Annotated in this window: 26 protein-coding genes; 8 read left to right on the top strand and 18 right to left on the bottom strand. The window is 36.4% G+C overall.

Features of this window, described 5'->3' with window-relative positions:
• Positions 1-99: 99 nt before the first annotated feature.
• Both IQ247_RS02100 and IQ247_RS02095 read right to left on the bottom strand, forming a co-directional pair.
• Entirely contained in the window at positions 100-360 is a 261-nt protein-coding gene (locus IQ247_RS02100; protein ID WP_193916551.1) for an SRPBCC family protein, read from the bottom strand.
• 18 nt (positions 361-378) lie between these two features.
• Positions 379-543 carry an SRPBCC family protein gene (locus tag IQ247_RS02095; protein WP_193916549.1) on the bottom strand — a complete coding sequence of 55 codons (165 nt, stop codon included), beginning with the start codon at positions 541-543 and terminating at the stop codon, positions 379-381.
• A 79-nt stretch (positions 544-622) separates the two neighbouring features.
• On the opposite strand from IQ247_RS02095, the gene IQ247_RS02090 reads away from it, so the two are divergent.
• The gene (locus tag IQ247_RS02090; RefSeq protein WP_322745388.1) at positions 623-1246 is read left to right on the top strand and encodes a helix-turn-helix domain-containing protein; all 624 of its coding nucleotides are present in this window, start codon (positions 623-625) and stop codon (positions 1244-1246) included.
• Between the two features lie 435 nt (positions 1247-1681).
• Here IQ247_RS02090 and IQ247_RS02085 read toward each other — a convergent pair whose 3' ends face one another.
• From IQ247_RS02085 to IQ247_RS02075, 3 genes are all read right to left on the bottom strand, one after another.
• Entirely contained in the window at positions 1682-2323 is a 642-nt protein-coding gene (locus tag IQ247_RS02085) for an SDR family NAD(P)-dependent oxidoreductase (protein WP_193916547.1), read from the bottom strand.
• A gap of 26 nt (positions 2324-2349) precedes the next feature.
• Positions 2350-3423, bottom strand: coding sequence for a Vgb family protein (locus tag IQ247_RS02080; protein WP_193916545.1), 1074 nt, complete (start codon positions 3421-3423; stop codon positions 2350-2352).
• Positions 3424-3505: 82 nt separating this feature from the next.
• On the bottom strand, positions 3506-3937 hold the full coding sequence (locus IQ247_RS02075; protein ID WP_193916543.1) for a MerR family transcriptional regulator: 432 nt from the start codon (positions 3935-3937) through the stop codon (positions 3506-3508).
• 194 nt (positions 3938-4131) lie between these two features.
• Between IQ247_RS02075 and IQ247_RS02070 the strand changes: the two genes are divergently transcribed.
• Positions 4132-4335, top strand: coding sequence for a hypothetical protein (locus tag IQ247_RS02070; protein WP_193916541.1), 204 nt, complete (start codon positions 4132-4134; stop codon positions 4333-4335).
• A gap of 188 nt (positions 4336-4523) precedes the next feature.
• On the opposite strand, the gene IQ247_RS02065 is transcribed toward IQ247_RS02070, so the two are convergent.
• The 5 genes from IQ247_RS02065 to IQ247_RS02045 form a co-directional block, all read right to left on the bottom strand.
• Positions 4524-5216 (bottom strand): hypothetical protein, encoded by a 693-nt coding sequence (locus tag IQ247_RS02065; RefSeq protein ID WP_193916539.1) that lies wholly within the window; start codon positions 5214-5216, stop codon positions 4524-4526.
• A 39-nt stretch (positions 5217-5255) separates the two neighbouring features.
• Positions 5256-5864: a TetR/AcrR family transcriptional regulator gene (locus IQ247_RS02060; RefSeq protein ID WP_193916537.1), complete on the bottom strand. Its 609-nt coding sequence runs from the start codon at positions 5862-5864 to the stop codon at positions 5256-5258.
• A gap of 364 nt (positions 5865-6228) precedes the next feature.
• Positions 6229-6699 carry a YybH family protein gene (locus tag IQ247_RS02055; RefSeq protein WP_228059406.1) on the bottom strand — a complete coding sequence of 157 codons (471 nt, stop codon included), beginning with the start codon at positions 6697-6699 and terminating at the stop codon, positions 6229-6231.
• Positions 6700-6745: 46 nt separating this feature from the next.
• A complete protein-coding gene (locus tag IQ247_RS02050; protein WP_193916535.1) occupies positions 6746-7189 on the bottom strand; it encodes a VOC family protein in 444 nt (147 codons plus the stop codon).
• Between the two features lie 766 nt (positions 7190-7955).
• Positions 7956-8333: a dihydrofolate reductase family protein gene (locus IQ247_RS02045; protein ID WP_193916533.1), complete on the bottom strand. Its 378-nt coding sequence runs from the start codon at positions 8331-8333 to the stop codon at positions 7956-7958.
• Between the two features lie 178 nt (positions 8334-8511).
• Between IQ247_RS02045 and IQ247_RS02040 the strand changes: the two genes are divergently transcribed.
• Positions 8512-8697, top strand: a complete 186-nt coding sequence (locus tag IQ247_RS02040; RefSeq protein ID WP_511023004.1) for an Alr2735 family protein — start codon at positions 8512-8514, stop codon at positions 8695-8697.
• A 29-nt stretch (positions 8698-8726) separates the two neighbouring features.
• Here IQ247_RS02040 and IQ247_RS02035 read toward each other — a convergent pair whose 3' ends face one another.
• Positions 8727-11570: a TIGR02921 family PEP-CTERM protein gene (locus IQ247_RS02035; RefSeq protein ID WP_193916531.1), complete on the bottom strand. Its 2844-nt coding sequence runs from the start codon at positions 11568-11570 to the stop codon at positions 8727-8729.
• 384 nt (positions 11571-11954) lie between these two features.
• Here IQ247_RS02035 and IQ247_RS02030 point away from each other — a divergent pair, with 384 nt between their 5' ends.
• Together IQ247_RS02030 and IQ247_RS02025 are read left to right on the top strand one after the other, a co-directional pair.
• Positions 11955-12728, top strand: coding sequence for a hypothetical protein (locus tag IQ247_RS02030; RefSeq protein ID WP_193916529.1), 774 nt, complete (start codon positions 11955-11957; stop codon positions 12726-12728).
• Between the two features lie 195 nt (positions 12729-12923).
• Positions 12924-14078 carry a radical SAM protein gene (locus IQ247_RS02025; RefSeq protein WP_193916527.1) on the top strand — a complete coding sequence of 385 codons (1155 nt, stop codon included), beginning with the start codon at positions 12924-12926 and terminating at the stop codon, positions 14076-14078.
• A gap of 40 nt (positions 14079-14118) precedes the next feature.
• On the opposite strand, the gene IQ247_RS02020 is transcribed toward IQ247_RS02025, so the two are convergent.
• The gene (locus tag IQ247_RS02020; RefSeq protein WP_322745387.1) at positions 14119-15402 is read right to left on the bottom strand and encodes a tetratricopeptide repeat protein; all 1284 of its coding nucleotides are present in this window, start codon (positions 15400-15402) and stop codon (positions 14119-14121) included.
• Between the two features lie 285 nt (positions 15403-15687).
• Here IQ247_RS02020 and sfsA point away from each other — a divergent pair, with 285 nt between their 5' ends.
• Positions 15688-16635 (top strand): DNA/RNA nuclease SfsA, encoded by a 948-nt coding sequence (sfsA, locus tag IQ247_RS02015; RefSeq protein WP_193916523.1) that lies wholly within the window; start codon positions 15688-15690, stop codon positions 16633-16635.
• Positions 16636-16717: 82 nt separating this feature from the next.
• Here the strand turns inward: sfsA and IQ247_RS02010 are convergent, their stop codons facing one another.
• Together IQ247_RS02010 and IQ247_RS02005 are read right to left on the bottom strand one after the other, a co-directional pair.
• Complete coding sequence (locus tag IQ247_RS02010) at positions 16718-18259, bottom strand: GDSL-type esterase/lipase family protein (RefSeq protein WP_193916521.1); 1542 nt, start codon at positions 18257-18259, stop codon at positions 16718-16720.
• Between the two features lie 493 nt (positions 18260-18752).
• Entirely contained in the window at positions 18753-19067 is a 315-nt protein-coding gene (locus tag IQ247_RS02005) for a hypothetical protein (RefSeq protein ID WP_193916519.1), read from the bottom strand.
• A 194-nt stretch (positions 19068-19261) separates the two neighbouring features.
• Between IQ247_RS02005 and IQ247_RS02000 the strand changes: the two genes are divergently transcribed.
• Entirely contained in the window at positions 19262-19591 is a 330-nt protein-coding gene (locus tag IQ247_RS02000; protein ID WP_228059404.1) for a hypothetical protein, read from the top strand.
• Positions 19592-19602: 11 nt separating this feature from the next.
• Positions 19603-20055, top strand: a complete 453-nt coding sequence (locus IQ247_RS01995) for a PIN domain-containing protein (protein WP_193916517.1) — start codon at positions 19603-19605, stop codon at positions 20053-20055.
• Between the two features lie 323 nt (positions 20056-20378).
• Here IQ247_RS01995 and IQ247_RS01990 read toward each other — a convergent pair whose 3' ends face one another.
• The 4 genes from IQ247_RS01990 to IQ247_RS01975 all read right to left on the bottom strand — a co-directional run bounded on the left by IQ247_RS01990 (position 20379) and on the right by IQ247_RS01975 (position 21947).
• Positions 20379-20918, bottom strand: coding sequence for a hypothetical protein (locus IQ247_RS01990; RefSeq protein ID WP_193916515.1), 540 nt, complete (start codon positions 20916-20918; stop codon positions 20379-20381).
• Between the two features lie 127 nt (positions 20919-21045).
• Complete coding sequence (locus IQ247_RS01985; protein ID WP_193916513.1) at positions 21046-21315, bottom strand: hypothetical protein; 270 nt, start codon at positions 21313-21315, stop codon at positions 21046-21048.
• Positions 21316-21367: 52 nt separating this feature from the next.
• On the bottom strand, positions 21368-21631 hold the full coding sequence (locus IQ247_RS01980) for a hypothetical protein (protein ID WP_193916511.1): 264 nt from the start codon (positions 21629-21631) through the stop codon (positions 21368-21370).
• Positions 21632-21683: 52 nt separating this feature from the next.
• Positions 21684-21947 carry a hypothetical protein gene (locus IQ247_RS01975; protein WP_193916509.1) on the bottom strand — a complete coding sequence of 88 codons (264 nt, stop codon included), beginning with the start codon at positions 21945-21947 and terminating at the stop codon, positions 21684-21686.
• Positions 21948-22142: the final 195 nt, after the last annotated feature.

Genomic DNA, 22142 nt, shown 5'->3' with positions numbered 1-22142 from the left:
CCTTGCGTCTCTACATTAAAATTTTCCTAATATTTGGTCAAGGGGTTTGTATCATCTCTGGTTTGTGATGGGCTTGGTGATCAATCTCTCAATATCTTTTTATCTAAACTCAACCCGTTTTTTTAGAGCTTGATTAAAAGTGTGAAACTCCTCCTCTAGGGCAGTTCGACTCATGTCTAAAATCGTAGATGCCATTGTTCCACTAAAAGTCTCTGAATTATGGAAAACGGTTTGATCTGAAGTTGCTTGATGAAGCTCAAAGCGATGCCTTCCCACAAATGTATCCGGTTCTCCACCCTGCCACTCTAAGAGAGATGGAAACTCGATCGCGATTATTTCAATATCAAAAATCCGCTCCAACTCTGTTTCAGGTGCAGCTCACAATTTAGCTCTACTTCCTACTGCAATACTCTCAGGTGCTTCAACTACCCGTATTTTGGAATTCCAATCACTATAACCATGTAGATTTATCAGCACTTTCCAGATATTTTCTGGCGTGGCATTAATTTCAATTTGAGATGTAACTATTAAAGGAGTCATCATAATCGTTTGCTCCTAGAGCGGTCTTGTTTTCCACTATTTACCAAGTTTAACACTCCCAATTGTCAGCCCCGTTGACAATGTGGGAATACTCAATCTTGAACAAATATTAATTGCGATCGCCCTTGAAGGGCGCGTGCCGATCGCAATTCGACTTTCAAGATTGCAATTTTCACAATTATTTTTCTTCTTCAAAGGAAAATGTACTACTAAAACTGATAAACTAAGTTTTAATCGCAATAGTTTTTTCATCATGTATGTAAGTACTAGTCAAGCGGCAGAAATTTTGAATATTTCAACCTCTAGAATGCGCTACTTAATTGCTCAAGGTAGAGTAAAAGGGGCTTACAAAGCCGGAAAAAATTGGATAATACCTTTATTTGAAGGAAATCCGATTATTAGTCGGGGTAGTCGCGGTCCAAAAGGCAAATGGTGTGTGAGAAATCCAGCAAAAACGAAAATTCATGTAAATAAGCAGAGAATTCAACAAAATCTCAAACAACAAAAATCATTACCCGTAATCACAGTCAAAAATCGCGGTCAGAATATTTACGGTTTTTCAGTGAAGATTAATGGTCCTTGTGAAATCGTTTATCGACCAGAAAAACCGTTAAGTTGTGGTGCTGTAGTTTGGGTAGAAACTCATTCTTCGGTGCAAGTTGAGTGTAGTAAATCAAGTCAGGAAAATAGCTTCATAGTAGGATAGTAAAAAAGTCTTCAATATCCTTCTTTGCTAGTTCCTTTTTTGTTCAAAATAATATTGTTAACAGTTGCTGGTACTCCGTCCTTGTACGGCGGGCAAAAAGGCGATTAGCGTTTCCCGGTGAATCTGTGCTAGGCTACCAAAATCTAATTATTAGGATGTGGGGAGACAAAGAAAAGTGGTTTTAATGTCTGGTATTTTGCAGAAAACCTGTGGAATTAGATTTATGGAGGTTTCGAGATGATAGTCGATGCATGATGTGTAGGAAAAGCAATCTTTATCACCTTGTTTATCCTGATTGAAACGAAGCCATCCACAACCGAAGTTGCACATACTTTAGCAACCTGTTATTATTGCTCGTCCATTAATTTCTGACTATATTTAGTAATGGCTAGGTGAAGACGTGGTTGTTTCTTGATTTTGAAATAGCGATCGCATTTAAATGTACAAATGATAAATACTAGTCGCTCTCCAAATATGTGGTTCTATCTCCACCTCCTCAGTAACTACCAAATTCGCACTGATTGATTCTATCGTCTTCACGGAAGGAATATTCTCTGGGTTACAAGTGATGATAATGCTACCTCCAGCAGTTTTTAGCAGATGGGGAATTTGATATTTCATTGCTAAGAAAACTCCACGAGTATTCGTATTAAACATATTATCCCATTCTTCGATTTCGATTTCATGGAGATTATGAAACATGACTGTACCCGCATTATTAAAAGCAATATCTAAACGTTTATATTTATTTACTATATCGTTAATAAATACTTGTAATTCATCTGGTTTCGTGACATCAGCTTTAATATAAGTCGCCTCACCTCCTTGACGTTTGATATCTTCTTGAACTTGTTGACCAAGATTTTCTCGACCACCACAAAAACCAACTTTTGCCCCTTGTTTGGCAAATGCAAATGCTGCGGCTTTACCAATACCTGATGTTGCTCCGGTGATGATGACAACTTTATCTTGAAATCTTTGACGGTTTGTGTGTGAGTTACTAGATTTATCTTGACTATCAATGCTAGTTACAACTGATGCAGAAACAGTTTTACTGACAAAATCTCTTCGATTCATAGCTGATTATATCCTCATTTTAACTTCTATTTTTGATGCAATAACTGAAAGCGATGAATAAAAAATTGTTTGGGAATATTTGCTTCTTCTTCCTTGAACAAACGATGACGTATACGCGATTCTGTCACCCAAACTTGATTTTCTGATAAAGTTAAATTCACAGGTGATATAATTTGCGATGCTATTTCTTTGACTTCTTTGATATTACTTATAGATGAATTCATTTCAATCTGTAAAAGACGACCATTACCACTTTTTATCGCACCTTCAATAATTATTAATTGACCGTCAGCAGTAAATTGCATTCCATCAGGATTTTCAATAGTGCGTGATAAATTGATTTCCTCTACTTTCGGTTTTCCTGATGCTTGAGGTGTAACTTGAAATAGTTTTCCTTGGGAAAAATGCCCAACAATAATTACACCATTTTTATGACGAGCAATCCCCGCTAAACCAACCTGTCCATCTGCTGCTGCAAAACGTTGGTCTTGCACCCATATTTGCAATTGATTTTTGACATCAGCAAGATAGTGTATTCGACTACGCCAACTATCCGTAATATACACCCCTCCCTTTTCATCAAGGGCAATGTCGTTCCCAAAACCACCATCTGGCATTACAATTACACGTATAACTTCACCAGAATTGATATCAATGGCAAATATCCGATGACTGCGACGAGTCACTTGACCATCACTTCCACGCACTCCTAAAAAATCTGAGGATGTTCCCCAAATAATACCTCGCTCTTGATCAAGTCGTAGAGTATTGGCTGCAAATACTTGATTATTTCCAGGGAAAAATATTTCTGTTTGTTGTCCTGGTTTGATTCGTAATATTTTTCCACTTGTAATTGAACCAATATATAGAGTTCCATCCTTAGCTTGGGTAATTCCATTAGGATATTGAAAATTGGCTGGTAATTCAATTTTTTCTAATGTTGTCGCTGAAGTATTTTTTTTGGTTTGCGAATTTGTCTGCGGATTTGGAGAATTAACAGATGAGTTGGTATTTGCTAGATTTACATTAATACCACAAGCTTGAGTGATTCCCAGCATCAATACTGACAATGTAGATATCAAAAGCAATTTTTGTAACATGGTAATCAATAATATTTTTTCCTAACTTTTCATACCTGTAATTCCCCAACCACCATTAATCAAGATATTTTTTTCTGTGATATCAATGTTCTTTGTTGTTTTGTTCTAAATAAGCTTTCCAAAAAATGCAGTTTTTGTCGCTTTCACCTGTTCTTTCTAAGTGTTTATAATGTTCAATTTTTAATTTAATTAATTGGAGATTCTCCGTTAAATCTTGGATATTTTTTTGGACGCGATTGCGATGTGCTTCTAAGAGCAAACGTCGCTCTTGCACATTAGTTGGTTGTTGTCGCACTAATTCAGCAAAAAGATGGATTTGCTGGATTGACATTCCCGTAGACCGCAAGCGTGTCAAAAATTCCAGCCAAACCACATCCTCGGACGAATAACGACGATGACCGTTACTCGCTCGTTGAATGGGAGCCAAAAGTCCTACTTTTTCGTAATAGCGCACAGCATGAACGCTTAAACCAGTGGCTTTAGCTACTTGCTGGATAGTTAACTCAGTTGCCATACACCTACCCTACAACTTAGAGTGCGCTCTAAGTCAACTCTAAATAGAATTTCTCAAGCAAAAAAAACTGGTTCTTCACTTAACTTATAGTTAGAGCATAACGAGAACTAATACATTTATCGAAATTTTTGGATGGTTTTATATTACGTATATTACAATAATTGCTAGCTTTATCCCTTGGAGTATCTCTTGCAATGCAGATTGAACCCTACAGTTCCGAGCGACTTGACGCGATTGTTCGGCTTTCCCTACGAGCTTGGTCTCCGGTGTTTGACTCGATTCAGAAAGCTTTGGACTCCGAGATATACGAGCATTTTTATCCCGATGGTTGGCCTGCGAGTCAGCAAAAGGCTGGTTTTGGGCTATTTCCTGTCGCTAGATATTTTAAAAAGCTATGATTACCACCATCTCTACCTATTATCGAATATTTTCCCTTAACCGATCAAGACCATCGAGAATTAAATCCAACCCAAATTCCAAATCATAAACACCGTTATAACGTCCGATGGATTACGATAAGTTATGAAATCTGCCACACTCATGATGAATATGAAAAATATTTTGGATAAATGCAGATTGAACTCCTCTAATCCGATTTTAGTGATTCGACTAATTCCCGCACACGGGTTAAATCCACTAAATTAACCAGGGGTTTTCCGTGAGCAAGCACAATCACAGGGTCATCTTTAAGAGCATCCACTACTGTTTGCACTAATAATTGCACATCGCTACACAGATATTTCAAATACACGCGATTGATTTTTAGTCCTGGTGCGCTATCATGCAGACGAAATAGAACTCTAGCGAGAAAGGCAGTTGGTAGTGAGGTAAAATTACACACTAATTCATCGAGATAAATAATCGGTCGTCTATCGCGACTGACAATTACTAGAGTTCCTCCTTTTTTTGTTCCCGGAACCTCTCGAAACTCAATGTTTGGTGTAGAGGGTAATTTTGACAAAGGAGCAAAGGGTTGTAATCCCAAGGAATTCAGTTGTTTCAATGCAACAGTTGGAGCATAGGATTGAGCGTTAGGATACTGAGCTTGCCATTCTGCTTGACCGAGATAATGTCCAGAGTGGGGTGCAATCAGTGCAGTGACACGACCTTTTTCGTCAATTGCAGCAAAATCAGCTTCAGACATTTGAGTTGGAGGACTGACGATTGCCAGGTTATACTCATCCATCACAACAGCAAAAGCATTTACTTGACTGTAACCAGGAACGCTATACTCGTGTACCCACACATTCGTGTCTGCAATTATTTCTTGCCAAGTCATAATTTTTCTCCTTCGTAGCGTATCAGACATAACAGTTAGTTACTGACAAAACTCTGCAATGACCTGGGCTTTCACCATATCGAGGGGAAAAGTCTCTGGATAGGTAGAAAACATCAACATAATTCCTTGCAGTGTTGCAGAAAAATAAAGCGATACTCCGCAGGAGTCGCTGCGCGATCGCGTTACCAAGTTTCCTACTCCCAACTTCCGAAACATCTCGGTTTGCACCTGAAATTGTCTAGCTTGCTCGTCCATTAATTTCTGGCTGTATTTAGCAATGGCAGGATCGAGACGTGGTTGGGTAAATAAATTCAGATAAAACCGAAAAATTTCAGGTTTGCGACGCACATCATCGAGCGCTCCTTCGATAATATGGCGAATCTGCTCGGTAGGGGTTTCCTTCGCCGCTGCTGCATTCATCACCTCAACAATATCATTAATCCGAATATCTACTAGTGCCGCAAGTATTTCCTCCTTTGATTTGAAATAGTGATAAACCAATCCCTTTGAGATTCCCGCATTTTTTGCCACATCCTCGATTGATGTTGAATAATAGCCTTTCTGACAAAATAAGGCGATCGCTGTTGTCAAAATTTGCTCTCTAGTCGCACTGCGAATGCGTTCGTTCTCTTTGGGTGTACGGGGCATTTTTACTTGTAACTCTTTTTGCTGCTATGTTTCAGGCTGATTTTACCTAGAATTATGGCAGCTATACTGTAATTATATTTTTGACTGACTGATAAGTCAATATAAAAATCTAAACAAAAAAGCTGTTTTTATGGGTTCTTTCCGGGTATTTTTAGACCGCTGACGTTGATAATTTTACCTTACTTGCTCACAATCCACAGTAAATAGCCAGGAGAGTTCAAGTATGCTTAATTGGCGATCGCATAAGAAAACGAAGATATATTTGAAGTTGGGATCATCTAGAAATGATTCTGCCAAAATCTCAGTTGCGAATGACGGGGAGCGTTAGCCAATGGCTAACGCTCCACAAATGAATAGTCAAAATCTACGGTTTGAGGTCAAATAAGGCTTTGCTATTCTCCATATTAATCGGTACTGACACATGGTCGTGTATAACCATCCACTTCCCATCAATCTTTTGATAGCAAACCGTCACCCGCATCCAATTATCAATTTCCTCGCCGTTTGTTGTCGTTCCACTCATCCTATTTAGACTGTGACTGAAGGCTACATCGGAACCAACTGTGATATTCAAGTCGCGAATTTCATAGCCAATATCACCTTGAAAATAGGGAAAACACTGTTCCCAAAGTTGTCTATAAGCTGAAGCACCTTGATGTTTTAATGGCGGCATGATGTCGAACAACACACTGTCGTCTACGTAGTGCGACATTAGCCCATCGATATCCTTAGCACGAACGGACTCAACCCAATTATCTATTATCTGGCGAATTTCAGCTTCATCAGTCGTTGTGTTGTTTATCGCTACCATAATTTCCTCCGAAGTTTGAGTCAAGATGTTTACCCATCGATATCAATTCCGAACGACTCACCCATACTTATTATTTGCCAGTAAAACATACCTCATCTCGTCGCTTTTCAAGTTCTTCGGGTGAAACATCTTCTTGATGAGTTGCAATCCACCAAAAACCTCCAGTTGGATCTTTCACCCCCGCAGCGCGATCGCCATAGAATTCATCTTTTGGCTCCATCACTGAAGTTGCACCTGCTTGGATTGCAAGCTCATAAGTTGCGTCGGCATTCTCAACATACAGGTGAATCATGCTCGGCATTGCCTGAAAATCCTCTCTTGCTTCACTCATCATGATCAATGAGTCGCCAATTTTCACCTCAGCGTGCATAATCGAGCCATCTGGGTGCATGACACGACTAATTTCCGTAGATCCAAACCCTGAAGAGAGAAACTCGATTAGCCTTTCTGCTCCTTCTACAATCAAGTAGGGTGTTGCGGTGTGATAGCCTTCGGGAATCGGTTTAACTGTCATAATTTTCGCCTCGGACAAATCAGGACAAACGTATTATAGTTCACATGAACTATACAATTGAGAATAGTTACAATTTTTATCAATAGGTGTTTTGTTAGACATTATCCTCAGTTCTGTGCGAAGTCGGGTTTTTTATAAAGGTTGTCTGAGATTACAGATATTTATCCTAAAAACCCGACTTCTATGACTGTCATCGAACTCACTTTATAGGGTGTAGCATACCCTACAACTTCGAGTGCGCTCTAAGTCAACCCCAAATAGAATTTTAAAAGCAAAAAAAACTTATAGGTATTTGCGATCGCGTAGTGGTTTCTAAAGGATTAAGTTTCCGTTTGCACTGCAATCACAACAAACTTAAGTAAGAGAACACAGCGAATAAATTCGCTCGTGTGGCTTCCCGTACTAGTCTAAAGACTCTGAGTTTCCCGCTTACGGCGTGTCCTCTTATGAGCATCAGTCAATGGGTTTCTATCTATTGGCTATTTGTTTGTCGTTGCTTTTGCATCTGATTATTAAAGCCCCAATTACTTCAATCCGAATCGTCCTTAATACCGTGGTAAAAGTATTATTAGATGCTATATATAAAAATAAAAAGCCGTATTTTTTGCAAATAAATACTTATTTTTAACCATAGCTAGTTGTAAAAGCTACCCTGTATATGGAAGTGACTCAACAAAAGCGATCGCGTCTGGGTAAGTTTTATTCAATTTTAACAACGAGCGTTGCTCCCGACTTTGTTTCGACATAAATTTCGTAGAGTTACGCCCTAGCAACGGTAATGAAGCACCAAAACACCATTTCCATAGATTTTGTTTTTAGTAAGTTCTAGGGATGTTTGCTTGATTACTTCTGCAAACAGTGGAATCCCCGAACCCATTAAAAATGGATTTACTTTGAGAATTAGCTCATCAATTAAATTTTCCGCAAACAGTGTTGTAGCTAAATTTGCACCACCACACAGCCAGATATCTTTACCTGTAGCATTCTTCAAACTTTTCACGAGTGCGATCGCCTTATTCGAGACAAGTTCGACATTTACATCAGGACTTTCTTTCATGCAGCGGGAAAAAACATACTGTTTCAAAGATGGGTAAGGATTTGTGAGACCTACCTTTGAACCGACTTCGTAGGTTTTACGCCCCATTAAACATCAAAATGCTTGTTTTGTGCTTGAATACCCATTGCATCCTGATAGGGAGCAAGAAAAGTTTCAGGAAAATTTTCGATTAAATCTGTCAAGTGAAAACTTTTATTCACAGAGGTCTAATATATCACCAGTTTTATTTCATACAGCGTTTTAAGTACTTAAATGTACACCTTCGATATGGCGGCGCAATCAGAATGGTAAAAGATATTGTCAGGTGCCACCAATAGATGATGAACATACTGGTGTGGCTTTACAGCGCATGATGGACTCCGAAGGTAAAAGCGCTCAACAAATAGTTGCCGAAGCTATAGCGCTACGACAAGCACTTATTGAAGGACTTTTAGTAGTGGTATCTGATTAAATTAAATTTGAATTAAATTATTCGACTAATTAATGTTTCCGTTTCACAAACCAAAGCAATAATAAACTACTTCCTACTAATACCCATGCATTGGAAGATTCTGGGATACTAGTTTTCAAAGGATTATTCGGTTTGGTCAAATCTTCTTTACCACTTTCTAAGTTTCTATCAAATCTATCTTTCGCTGCTTCTGCTTCTTTGAGTAAACGTCTTTGTTCATCATTTACTAACACTAACATGGAAGAATAAGGCGAAACTAGTTTATACTTCTTAGCTATGCCGTGAATTGCATCTAAACTTTCTAGGTTATCTAGTTTAACTTGTTTACTCAATCCCCGAATTAATTGTCTAGCTGCTAATTGTTGAAAATCACTTTGCTGGGTAGAATTATTATCGGATTGTTCTAAATACCAAGCGTAACCATCAACTACATCAATTACTGATTCTCCCAAAGTTGTTTTTGTGGCGATTCTTTGCAATACTTCGGAAACTGAGGTAGAAACTCCACCACCGCTATCTTGGATTGCTTTAATTATTCCATCAGTGTAAGCTGGTGGTAGTTCGCCATTGTGAACTATCCATAATGGTGCAAGAATATTGGGAATATCTTTGTTATTTTTCGCTAATTCATAATTTCCTGCATCTGTTAACAGCAATATTGCATCGTAAGATGTTTCTCCCTGTAGTTGGTTGAATTGCTTTAACATTTGTGTAGTTTGTAGGCTTCCGTAAAAGGTAAATTTATCGGCTTTAAATTTACGGATGTCATCTAAACGTTGCGGTGTTGCTTTTCCCGAAGCGGTAATATATAAATCTACATCGTTATTTTTCAAGTGTTTTTGCAGCCATGTTAAGTTTTGCGACAATTCCTTGACATGAGAACCCATGCTGCGAGATGAATCAATAACTAAAGCAAAACGTTTATTTTTAGGTAAAGAGTAATCTTTATTAGATAACGGTTTAGCTGAGATTTTGTAACCTTCGGGTAAATTAATTGCGTGGGATTTTGGTTTGAATTTTTTGCTATTACTCCTATTTGAATCTAACATTACCAATCTCTTTTTATCTCTTTCCTCTGTGTTCTCTGTGTCTCTGCGGTTTTTATTTCGGTAATCTTCTACCGGGAAAAGAGTAATAAAATCTTCTAACCAAATATCTTTGTCAATTTTTACCTGTTTACCATTGCGGATACGTTTAGTTTTATCCGTCCAAAAGATATTACGCTTTTCTCCTAAAATTGGTAAAGCCACACCTTTATCTTGCACCATAACTTGATAAGTCAACCATAAATTCATCTCTGTAGGAACAGGTGGTTGATTTGGGATTTGTTCTACATTATTACGAGGAATAGGAAATGCTCTTAAACGATAATTTCTTGGTCCAACTTGTTCTAATAATGCTGGATCAACAGGACGTTCTCTTCTTACTTGAGAATTATAAACCTTTTGTGCTGCACCTCTAGGAGAAACTACAAATTCAAAGCGTTTATTTAAATCGCTGGTGTCTCCTAACCATAAACCTGTAATTACTGCGCTTTCCGGTAATGAAAAATAGTAGAATATTTCTTGAACTTCTGGTGTTTGGTTTTTATAAACTTCGTAGAGTTCTACTTCAGCGCGATCGCCATTTTCTTTGACGGTAATTTGCTGCGATTCTAACCAAACTTTTTTCTCGTTGATATTCAGTAAACCAGCTTTAACTTCTTGTTGATTAAAAGTAGATTGTACTGCATGAGTAATCGCTGGTGCTTCTGCTTTTTGGATGGGTTTATCAAAGAATTCTTCGTAAAGTTTTTCGGCTTTTTTAATATCTTGTTCGGAACCATTATATAAGAAAGGTGAAATCAAAAAGTTATGAACTTCCTGTACAGCATCCGCAGCAGATTTATTTAAACCTAAAGTTTGACGGTACATAGCGCTGAGACTATTACTATCTTTTCTAGTACTGAGATAGCGATAGGAAGATAAATAAGCGTTTACTAAACCTTCTTGAATTTGATTTGATTTTGATAATAAAGTTTGACGATTACTATCTGTATTGGCAGGATTATTTAATAAGCTAAATGCCTTGACTTGCGGCTGTTGTTGTAAGGAGATAAATAAAACTATCGCAGCAGCTAAAACTGCACTACTACCTGTGAAAGTGCGTTTATTACCATACCGTGCAGCAAATTCTTTGATAGTTTTCTGCCCGGAATAAATGTACATTGCCGACATTACCGAAGGCATAATCACAAGTAAAAACGCGCTGAAAGTAAACAACAACAAAAGGAAAGGTACGTACCATAATCCGTAAGTAAAAAAGTCACGAGTAAAAGAATCCCGTATTGCACTTAACCAGTGGAACTTGATAAATTCTTGTAAAATAACTGCCGTTAAAGGTAATGCATAAAATAGCAACAAAACTCCTGCATAAACACCAAACAACAGCATTAAACTGTTTGCGAACATTTGCATCCACTGTAAACCTGTTTGACGACGGTTGTTATAACCCCACAATAAATCTACGAAAAATGCTGTAATCGATAAACCCGCAGTCGCGATAATATAGATGCTTGCTGGTGTCATTTCTCGGATTAAAAATAACCGCAAACAACACAATATAAATAAAGGTGCTTCCACACCGTAAAATAAACGAATCAGTTGTAAAGGTTGCTTGATGAATTTCCAAGCTCCGAGAATACTAGAAACCGTAGGAACTGCAATTAAACTAATTAGAGTTAAAGAGAATTCAATCGGAATTTCGCCTCTGAGAGTTGCTGAAAATAACCATGGTGCGAGAAAAGGTAATATCCCGAAATATACTACTGCTAAAAAAGTTATATTCCACAACCAAAAGATAGCGTAGAAAGTTGCATTCCAAAAAGTTTTCACTCAAAACTCTCCATTTCAGAAGTTTATGTAGGTGTTAATTATATATCTACATCATATAGTCATGAAATTTTAGATTTTTATGTGTAAACAAATTGATTTTTTATAAAGTTACTTTGAAGTTATTACAAAGTTTTCAATAAAACTATTTTATACAGTTTTGTTTTGTAAGTACAAATACGCAAAAAACCACTTAATTAATTTTGATTTGTGAAAAAATGCATAAAAACACAGCTTCAAACATATGTGTAAGTGAAAGGCATACAGAAGCTAATGGTTGCTTCACTTCAATAAAAAGTCTCTAATACAAGTATTGAAGTATACTTTTCAAATTGCAATCTTGTATGTTAAGTTACGTCCAAGTAAACAAAATTTTTTCAGGTAAATATGCAAGCAAATCAAAATAACGGTAAAAAGATTGTTACAGCTATCCTAATAGCTGGAGGATTCGCTAGTTTGTATAATCAAGGATTAATTGGACAAGTTGCTCAATTTCTTAACGCTAATATTTCTCCAAAAGCTGTAGCACAGGAATTAAAATTGTCTGAAGGTACTTTGTTAGCGAAAGGTTATCCTTTAACTCCAGAAATTATTATCAAAGAGTTTAAAGCTGATAAAGTTGTCATGAAAGATAGACAGGTCTTTTTGATTCTGTTTAATGGCAAAAAAATCACTGCTCCAGATGGAATTTATGAATTTCCTCAAAGAGGTAAACTAGTTGTTGAAGAAGGAACTTGGCGAGAAATAAACGGTTATTTTGGTACTTCAAAAGATGGAAAAGATAAGGAAATTTGGATAGAATGTGTTACAAAACCAGGTGGAGTTTGTCCTAATTGGGACCAAGGTTGGGAATTAATTTTACAACCAGAAGAGAGTCGTTTACCAATAGAAAAGGTTGCTCAAAAATTAGGAATAGCTAAACTAATTATTGAAGAACGTAGAGTTTTTACATTTGATGTAAAGGGCAATAAAATCAAGCTGCCCGATGGTTTGTATATTTTAGAAAATCAAAACTTACAAATTAAAAATCAGGAAATAGTTTGTGAACCTAAAGTTTGCGATGTTCCTCAAGGAGAGTTTATTTTTAATAAAAAAGGATATTTACCAACTACTCCTAATAAGGTTGATGTAAAAGCAATTTTTGCTAGCATTCAACAATAGAATTTTCTTTTATAAGTAGGTTGAAATATTTTCTACATTCAACCTATTTTTTAGGGAATAGGGAGCAGAGAACTTGGAGAAACAAGTCGGGTTTTTATGAGGATTTTCTGATATTACAGATATTTCTATCGTAAAAACCCGACTTCTAGGATTATCGTCAAACTTACATCTATTAATACTAAAAAAATCGGAACTATGCACTTTATTATTAAATTAAGCAAGCTTTGTAATTTACGCTGTAATTACTGTTATGAATATGCAGAGCTTGCGAATAAAGAAAGAATGTCCTTGGATAACTTAGAATTTTTTTTCCGAGGTTTAGCAGAATATATTCATTCTCAACCCAACCCAGACGAGTTTAAACCTCATTTTATTTTACATGGAGGCGAACCACTATTATTACCTCCAGATTATCTACGTAGTTTTGTACAAATTCAGGAAAAATATCTGGCTTCTAGAGGAATTGAATATTCCAATTCGGTACAAACTAATTTAGTTCATTTACCTCAACGTACTATTGATTTACTCAAAGAACTTAATCTTCATTTAGGTATTTCTTTTGATGTTTTTGGTCATCAAAGAGTAGACATAAAAGGAAAAGATAGTCAAGATAGAGTATTACCAAATATTCAGAAACTAATTGATAATGAAATTCCCTTTGGTGCAATTACCGTTTTACATCGTCAAAATTATCAGAATGCATTACAAACTTTTGATTTTTACAATCAATTGGGTGTAGATTATCGTATTTTACCAATTTTTAGTCTTGATTCAGAAACAGATGAAAGAGTGAAAAATCTTGCTCTTTCACCTCAAGAAATTATCCAAGTATATCAACAAGTTGCTAAAAAACAGTTTGCTTCAGGAAGAATCAAAATTTATCCTCTTTACGATTACTTTACCGCTGCATCGAGGTATTTATCAAACCAAAAAATTGCCGAATATAATCCAGCTAAAAGAGAATGGGCTTTGATTATTAACATTAATGGAGATATTTATAATGATGGTGAAGCTTATCTTCCCGAAGGTTTGATGGGAAATGTTTTTCAACAGTCCCTAACAGAAATATTTACTTCTTCACAATACCAACAAGTTTGTCATATTAGAACACAACGCACTTTAACTTGTCGTCAATGTCCCTTTGATTTAACTTGTAATCAATTACCAATTGCAGAAGCTTGTCCCAGCGAAAGAACTTATAGTAAAACTGGGGAATTAATTTGCGCGATCGCAAAACCGATGATTGAATTTATGATTAGGGAAATTGAAGCAATCGATGCTGCTCAATTGCTGTTAAAATCTTACAGTTACTTATCAAATCCCGTAACTGCTAAAGTTACATTAGTTTAATAGGGAACAGGAAAAAGGAAATAGGGAAAATTGATTTATCTTATTTACCAAAGTCTCTTTCTAAATCGTGAATAACTGTTTCGATATACCATTCCTCAGACATTCCTGGATAATAAAACTTTGCTTGTTCGATTAATCTTTGAGCAATTTCCCATTGCCCACCGACTAATCGTAACAACCGATAACGTAACTTTTCATAGTCGTTTTTTTGATTAACAGGAGCAGGAGAATGTATCTTTCTCAAGTTATCTAAAACTTGTTGATAATTATCCCAATCTTGCTTTTCACAATATATACTTGCTGCTCTTTGAAAATCAGTAATGGCTTGGGGAATTTCTTCCATGCGAACATAACATAAACCCCGATTATAGAAAGCTGTCGCACTATGAGAATTGATTTCCAAAGCTTTGTTATAATCTTCAATTGCACCCAAATAATGACCAATAGCTTGATAAGCATTGCCTCTAGCAACATAAATTAAATCATCATCAGGCTGCATTTTTAAAGCTTGATTAAAATCAGCTATTGCCCCTTGATTATCCCCCAATTGTAAACGTGCTTTACCCCGGTTACGATAAACCACAGCAGCGTCAAAATTCAACTGTAACGCGGTATTAAAATCTGCAATTGCTTCTCGATATTTTCCTTGCTTACAATATACAACTCCACGACAGCAATAAGCTTTTCCATCCTGAGAATCTGCTCGTAAAACCCAATTTAAATCTTCCATCGCTTCTTGGGTATTACCTCGTTCTGCTTTCTCCAACAAAGCGTTAAAATAATCTTGCTCAGATATTATTTCTCTAGTTGGTAATTGTGGCTTTTCTACCACAAACGTTTGTTGAGGGGGTTTTAGCTGCTTTAACTTCTCCAAAACCAGCTTTGCATTTTCAGTATCCTTCTGCTCCAAATATAACTCAGCCGCTTTTTTAAAACTTGCGATCGCGCTTTGAATATTTCCCAATTTCCGCTCTATCACTCCCTTAAGATTATAAGCAGCAGCTTTGCATGAATTAAGTTCAATAGCGCGATCGACATCCTTCAATGCACCGGGTAAATTTTTCAACGCTAACCTTGCTAAAGCGCGACAATAATATGCTTCTACACTATAAGGATTTCGTTGCAAAACTTGATCGTAATCGAAAACAGCTTGGGGAATATGTCCCAAATCGTAGTATGCTAAACCTCGTTGATAGTAAGCCTCAACAAACTCCGGATTGACTTCTAGCGCACGAGTAAAATCCTCAATAGCGCCAGCATAATCCTTAGAGCGTACCTTAATCAATCCTTGCTCGAAAAATTCTTGTCCCATTACAGTTAACACTTAACTTACTGAATAATTATAGATACTTATCCTAACTGAAGAATTATGAATGGGTAATTGGTAATTGGTAATTGGGAATGGGTAATTGGTAATTGGTAATTGGGAATGGGTAATTAAATCCGTGAAATCCGTGAAATCCTTTTTAATCCGTGGTGGGGAATGGATAATTTATTTTTATAATTATAACTCCCAACAACTATTAATTAGTTAGTTAGTTAGTTAGTTAGTTAGTTAGTTAGTTAAATATTTCAATCTAAAATCTAAAATCTAAAATCCAAAATTGCTATGTCCGATTTCATCTACCACTACCCAACTTTATATCCAGGAATATTACTAAAACGCTACAAACGATTTTTTGCAGATGTACAACTTACTTCTGGGGAAATTGTTACAGCACACTGTCCAAATACGGGACCTATGAAAGGAGTATATATTCCTGGAAATCCTGTACAATTATCAAAAACTGATAATCCCAAACGTAAATTAGCCTACACTTGGGAAATGATTCAGTTACATGATAACGAACCAACTTGGGTAGGAGTTAATACAGGTTTACCAAATAAAATTATTAAATTAGCGCTACAAAAATATATCTTTCCAGAATTAGGAAGATACGACGAAGTGAAAAGCGAAGTTGTTTACGGACAAGATAGAAAAAGTCGGGTAGATTTCTGTTTACTTTCTGAAGAAAAAGCCATTAATTTATCAAATCAACTCGATACTACTCCCTTCCCGCTAGAAGATTGCTGGAATAAAAACCGCAGAGACAAGGCAGTGCGTTGCGGAGGTTCCCTCCGTTATAGCAACTGCCGCGCTGAGAACGCAGAGGAAAGAGCTAAAGAGAGATTAGTCATTTTAGACGGGAATAAAAGTAATTATGTAGAAATAAAAAACAAGTCATTATTAATGAAAGATAATCGTCCAATATATTTAGAAGTCAAAAATACAACTTGGACGGATAAAAGATTAGCCTTATTTCCCGATACAGAAACAACAAGAGGACAAAAGCACCTACGAGAATTAATGGCAATTTTACCTCAAAATCGTGGAGTCATGCTTTACTTTATTAACCGTAGCGATTGCACTCATTTTGCACCCGGAGATAATGCCGACCCCATATATGGTAAATTATTACGACAAGCTTTATCTATGGGTTTAGAAGTATTACCCTGTCGCTTTGAAACCACACCCGTAGGTGTTAAGTATTTGGGATTAGCAGAATTGCAAATTTAATAACTCCTAACTCCGGTGGTACTAACTCCCGTACAGACGTAGCAGTGCTACGTCTCTACAACAACTCCTAACTCTCTTCCCTCTACGCAAAATCCAAAAAAGAAACACTACCCGCTTCGATTCCAGTTAATAAAGCTAAAGTTTCACCTTTATGACTAATCCAAGTGTCGTTGAGATTATTACCTATACCTTGATTAGCAGTAATATCCTGCAAATTTAAACCACTAGATAATACTAAATAATCTTCACCTATTACAAAATCCGTAATAGTATCAATTCCTTCCCTCGATGCTAAAACAAAGTTATCACTACCACCACCGCCGGTTAATGTATCGTTACCAAAACCACCTTTAATAGTATTAGCACCATCGTTACCTATAATTACATCATCGTAACGAGAACCGATGATATTTTCTATGTTGCTCAGACTATCTTCAGGAGTATTTTTATTAATAATTGCGTCGTACCAAATATCAGCAACTTTGTTGTAACCTTCTACAGTCAGATGAACTCCATCCTGTAAATCATTAGATGTTAACCCGCTAAAAATATCGACAAAAGTTACATCTTTACCAAATGCTGGTTTACTATCAGCAATACCCGGTATGTGAGAATTAAATGTTATTACCTGCTGCTGTTGTTCTTCTGTTCTACTAATTGGTGGAATCGAACTTACTAAAAGTTGAGTATTTGGTAATTGATAAGTAATTTTGTCAATCAAATTATTAAGACGACTGGGTGCAGTACTCATATCGTCCTCTCGGAGTATGTCATTAGTACCAATCATCAACAGTACTACATCAGGTTGAGCATCATTTAACCAACCATCCACAGCGTTCGTAATGTCACCTATTCTCCACCCACTAAATCCAGCATTATCGCGATCAAAACCTTCGGTACCTGTTGCATGAGGTCCCACAAAATCTACATTTAAATTATTATTAATAAATGATTGCCATAAATCATCGCGGTAAGCACCTAAATCCCAACTTCCCCAACCTTCTGTATTAGAATCACCCAAAGGCATAATTTTGAGCGGTTGTGCAGAATTAGTGGTAAATTTGTGAGTTACTTTACCAGTATTTAAGTCTGCAAAAATACCAGAATTTGCTGCATCATAAGTAATAGTATCTATGCCGTTACTGCCGGAAAAAGAACTATTACCCGTACCACCATCAATCAAATTATTATTATTAACTGTAGAAATGGGAACTAGCTCCAAGTAATTAAGATTAAAAGAACTGGAGAACATATCCAAACGCATTTCATAACTACCTGCATCCAGAGAGAAAGTGTTAGAAGCGACATCTTGCCAATTCCACCAACCACCAGTATTACCAAAATTAAAATTCTCTTGTTTTCCTGCAATAGTTGCTTGAAAATTATGATTTTCATCCACAGCAGAAGCGACACGGGACACTAATTTATAAACTCCCGATATCGGAACAGTAACATCATAAGTTAACCATTCCCCTGGCTCAATCCAACCAAGGGAATAACCACCATCAACATCGTTACTGTATGCAATATCAACATCATCAAAGCGGTATTCTCCACCGCTATTACCCAATGTGTTATCGATACCATATTTATAATTTTCTGCTTCAATACGAATTGAATTCATATTTTCCTCGAAATTTTGTCTCTTTTTCGTCAATAAAAGCAAAATTAGGGAAAATAGAGTCATTTAATCCGAAAAAAACATCAAAATGCGGTTAATTATAATTTTGTAGTAAATTTTAGCAAAAAAGAATTAATTGTTAGCAATTAATACAGATTGTAGGATATGTGATGGCGGAACGGTTAATTCTTATGGTAAGGAATGGCCGCAACTACTCCCTTCCCGCTCTATAATTACCTATCTCTTTTTATTTCTTTCCTCTGCGCTCTCTGCGCGGCAGTTGCTACAACGGAGGGAGCCTCCGCAACGCACTGCCTTGTCTCTGCGGTTTTTTTTAATCGGTAATCATAAAGCCGGGAAGGGAGTAGCTGTAGGGTGTGTGAGGCTACGATTAAATTTGAACGGTTCTATAAGACTTGTAGCGTCACGCACCACCCGCATATTGTGACTAACTAATTCTATGTTTAAAATGTGCCAGTTGCGGCCATTCCTAAAATTATTTAAAAGTTTCTAAAAAATCGGTATCTAAAGACCAACTTTCATCTATAAATTCCATGTTTTGATTATAAATTAGAGTTAGTTCACCTATCCTAACTTGATTATTATTTTCAGCTTGAAGAACAAATTTTAGTTGAATAAATCGTTTTTGACGGTTCACTCCGATTGAACTAGTAACTAGCTCTGTTTCTAAGTTACGTGGTAAAACTATTTGCTCATAGTAATTATCTCTTTCATCCCAGTAACCACGTACTTTATAATCGCACAATTCCAAGTGTTCTTTAATTAATCCATTAGTTGTCTGTTGTCTCATAGATTTCGTCGGCTTGAATATCCGCCCATTGTTTGGGTAGACTTTTCATTGAATTTTTGAGTTAGTTGGTAAGTAAATTATACCTTGATAAGATGGTGCGTTACGCTGTCCCTAACAGCAGCCTACAAAAAACAAATTAAATAATTGATTTAGAATATTATTAATACTGTACGCAATTTATCTAATCAGTAATTATGACTACAGAGAAAAGTTTAATGGAAAGCGAGTCAGAACATAAACATAATCATAATGTTACAGAAACATCGATAGTAGAATTACTAGAAGAAATTCAAACAACACCTAGAGAATATTGGTCTAATTTACTGCAAATTATGCGACTATTTCGCGAAAGTGTCACCAAAAATAGTCAATTACCTGATATTTCCAAAGAAGAAAATCATCGACTCATACAACAGCATATTGCATTAAGTGAATTAACACAGGAGTGGATACAAGAAGGTGATGAAATAGAACAAACTGAAACTTGGGAATATTTAAAGCAGAAACTTGATGAAAATCGATAATTGACCGCTATATGAGTAAGTTAATTATATTAGATAGCGGTCCGTTGGGAATGGTGACGAATCCTAAAGCAAGTTCTGTGGAGTGTCAAGAATGTAAGCTCTGGTTAGATAATTTACCAGTCAGAGGTTATGAAATTGTCTTACCAGAAATTACCGATTATGAAGTGCGACGTGAGTTGTTAAGGGCTGGTAAATCAAAGGGAATTAAACGTCTCAACCAGTTGAAAGCTGCTGTTAGTTATCTTTCTATTAATACAGAAGTGATGCTTTTAGCCGCTCAATTATGGGCAGAAGCAAGACGTGCGGGTAAACCAACAGCAGATTCTAAAGCACTTGACGGAGATGTAATTCTTGCTGCACAAGCTAAATTAGAAGAGATTAAGGGAAATGAAGTTCAGATAGTGACTACAAATGTTGGTCATTTGTCGTTGTTTGTTGATGCGCGAGAATGGCGGGAAATTTGAGGTGAAACATCCTTTTAAGATTTCATGAGAAGTTCTTTTTTGCAAACGACTCTATTGTGCCAAAGGCACACCTAGCAGTGAATACTATCGTTCAACCCAACCTACAATTCTCCTTAACTGAACCGTATTGTGTTAAAAACCCGAAAACGCATAAGATTCTCAGTCCATTTTAATGGACTTTTGCTTTTAGACTGGGACTTACAGTCCCAGGCTTAGACTCCTAATTATGAAATAAAGTTAGAGGGGGACTGCTAACAACAATTAACAGTGATTCTGCTAATAATAAAGGGTCTACATATGAAGCTGCGCGAGTAAGCACCCTTTTACTCCCAACTATAGTTAGATAATTTACCCAAAAATAACATCGCTCCGACAATATTTACTACTAAGCTTAAACTATCATTTAATGAGTCACCTAAACGTAGTTTTCTTTTTTTATTAGTAGTAGATATAGCTTGTTCATTGCTTTCTGATTTATCTTCACTATTGAATGGTGTATTTAAACTATTTTTTTTCGGCAATATTTCTAATTTAATTTCGCTATTGTCTGGATTATCTGATGGTAATTCAGATTCGTTTATGTGGGATAAAATATGATTATGGCTATCTAATATCTGAGTAACTAGCAAATTTGATAAAACCTGGGATTTTTGATTAATTTCAGCTTGATTTATTTCGTTATTAATTAAATTTGAATTTTTATTTATAGCTGAATTTAAATCTTCTTCCTGGTTGAACTGACTAAGTTTTGCATCTTCCATTCCTCGTAATTCTATTTCAAATTGTAAAGGGACTTTTAAAATCAAAGATACAAACATCTTCTTGCCTTCTAATTGATAATTTGATTCGGGGATGGTAGACATAATAATTATTCCTTGATTTTGAACGATAAATTCTATAGATTTGATGGAAATAATTCACACCATCCTCGTTTTTGATAGTGTGAATGTTGAGCCAAGAACAATCTAGGAAGAAACGACAAACTATTTACTATTTAATTTCTACTGATTGCATGACATTTTCGTTGTCTGAACTATTATTCTCACAGCCATTTTGGGGATAGCACACAGGTGCTTTGGCTCTGACTCCCGGTTCTAACAGCAAGTCGGGTTCAATTACAACAGGCAATATCTGCTTATTAATAGGTACTGGATTGATGTAAACCGTCGTATTGATCGTAATGGGAACATTCAATTTAACCGGAATGGTGAACTCGCATTCACAGTAGTTTTTGTTGGCATGATTTTGTGTGTAAGTCATGGTTTTTGTACTCCAAAATGGTAATTAATTAGTTGTGGGATGTTATTATCTATTAGTTGCATGGCAAGGCTTCTTGGCTTTGATATGGTAGTTGTGGCTGATGCTCAAATTGGGGATAGCACGCAGGTGCTTTGGCTCTGACTCCCGGTTCTAACAGCAAGTCGGGTTCAATTACAACAGGCAATATCTGCTTAGTAATAGGTACTGGATTGATGTAAACCGTCGTATTGATCGTAATGGGAACATTCAATTTAACCGGAATGGTGAACTCGCATTCACAGTAGTTTTTGTTGGCATGATTTTGTGTGTAAGTCATGGTTTTTGTACTCCAAAATGGTAATTAATTAGTTGTGGGATGTTATTATCTATTAGTTGCATGGCAAGGCTTCTTGGCTTTGATATGGTAGTTGTGGCTGATGCTCAAATTGGGGATAGCACGCAGGTGCTTTGGCTCTGACTCCCGGTTCTAACAGCAAGTCGGGTTCAATTACAACAGGCAATATCTGCTTAGTAATAGGTACTGGATTGATGTAAACCGTCGTATTGATCGTAATGGGAACATTCAATTTAACCGGAATGGTGAACTCGCATTCACAGTAGTTTTGATTGGCATGATTTTGTGTGTAAGTCATAGTTTTTGTACTCCAAAATGGTAATTAATTAGTTGCTGTAATTAGAAGTTGTGGTCTGTTCCACCCTTTCTGATTAGTTATAGAATTTGAAAGAATCAACTTATGCAGTTATAAATTCTAGATTTTCATTAGACATCTCCGAAAAAGAATGTAGAGACGCGAAATTTCGCGTCTCTACAAGGTTTCTGGATGACG

This window comes from Plectonema cf. radiosum LEGE 06105 (assembly GCF_015207665.1).
GTDB classification, from domain to species: domain Bacteria; phylum Cyanobacteriota; class Cyanobacteriia; order Cyanobacteriales; family Nostocaceae; genus Rivularia; species Rivularia radiosa_A.
This window is presented reverse-complemented; position numbering and strand designations above follow the sequence as displayed.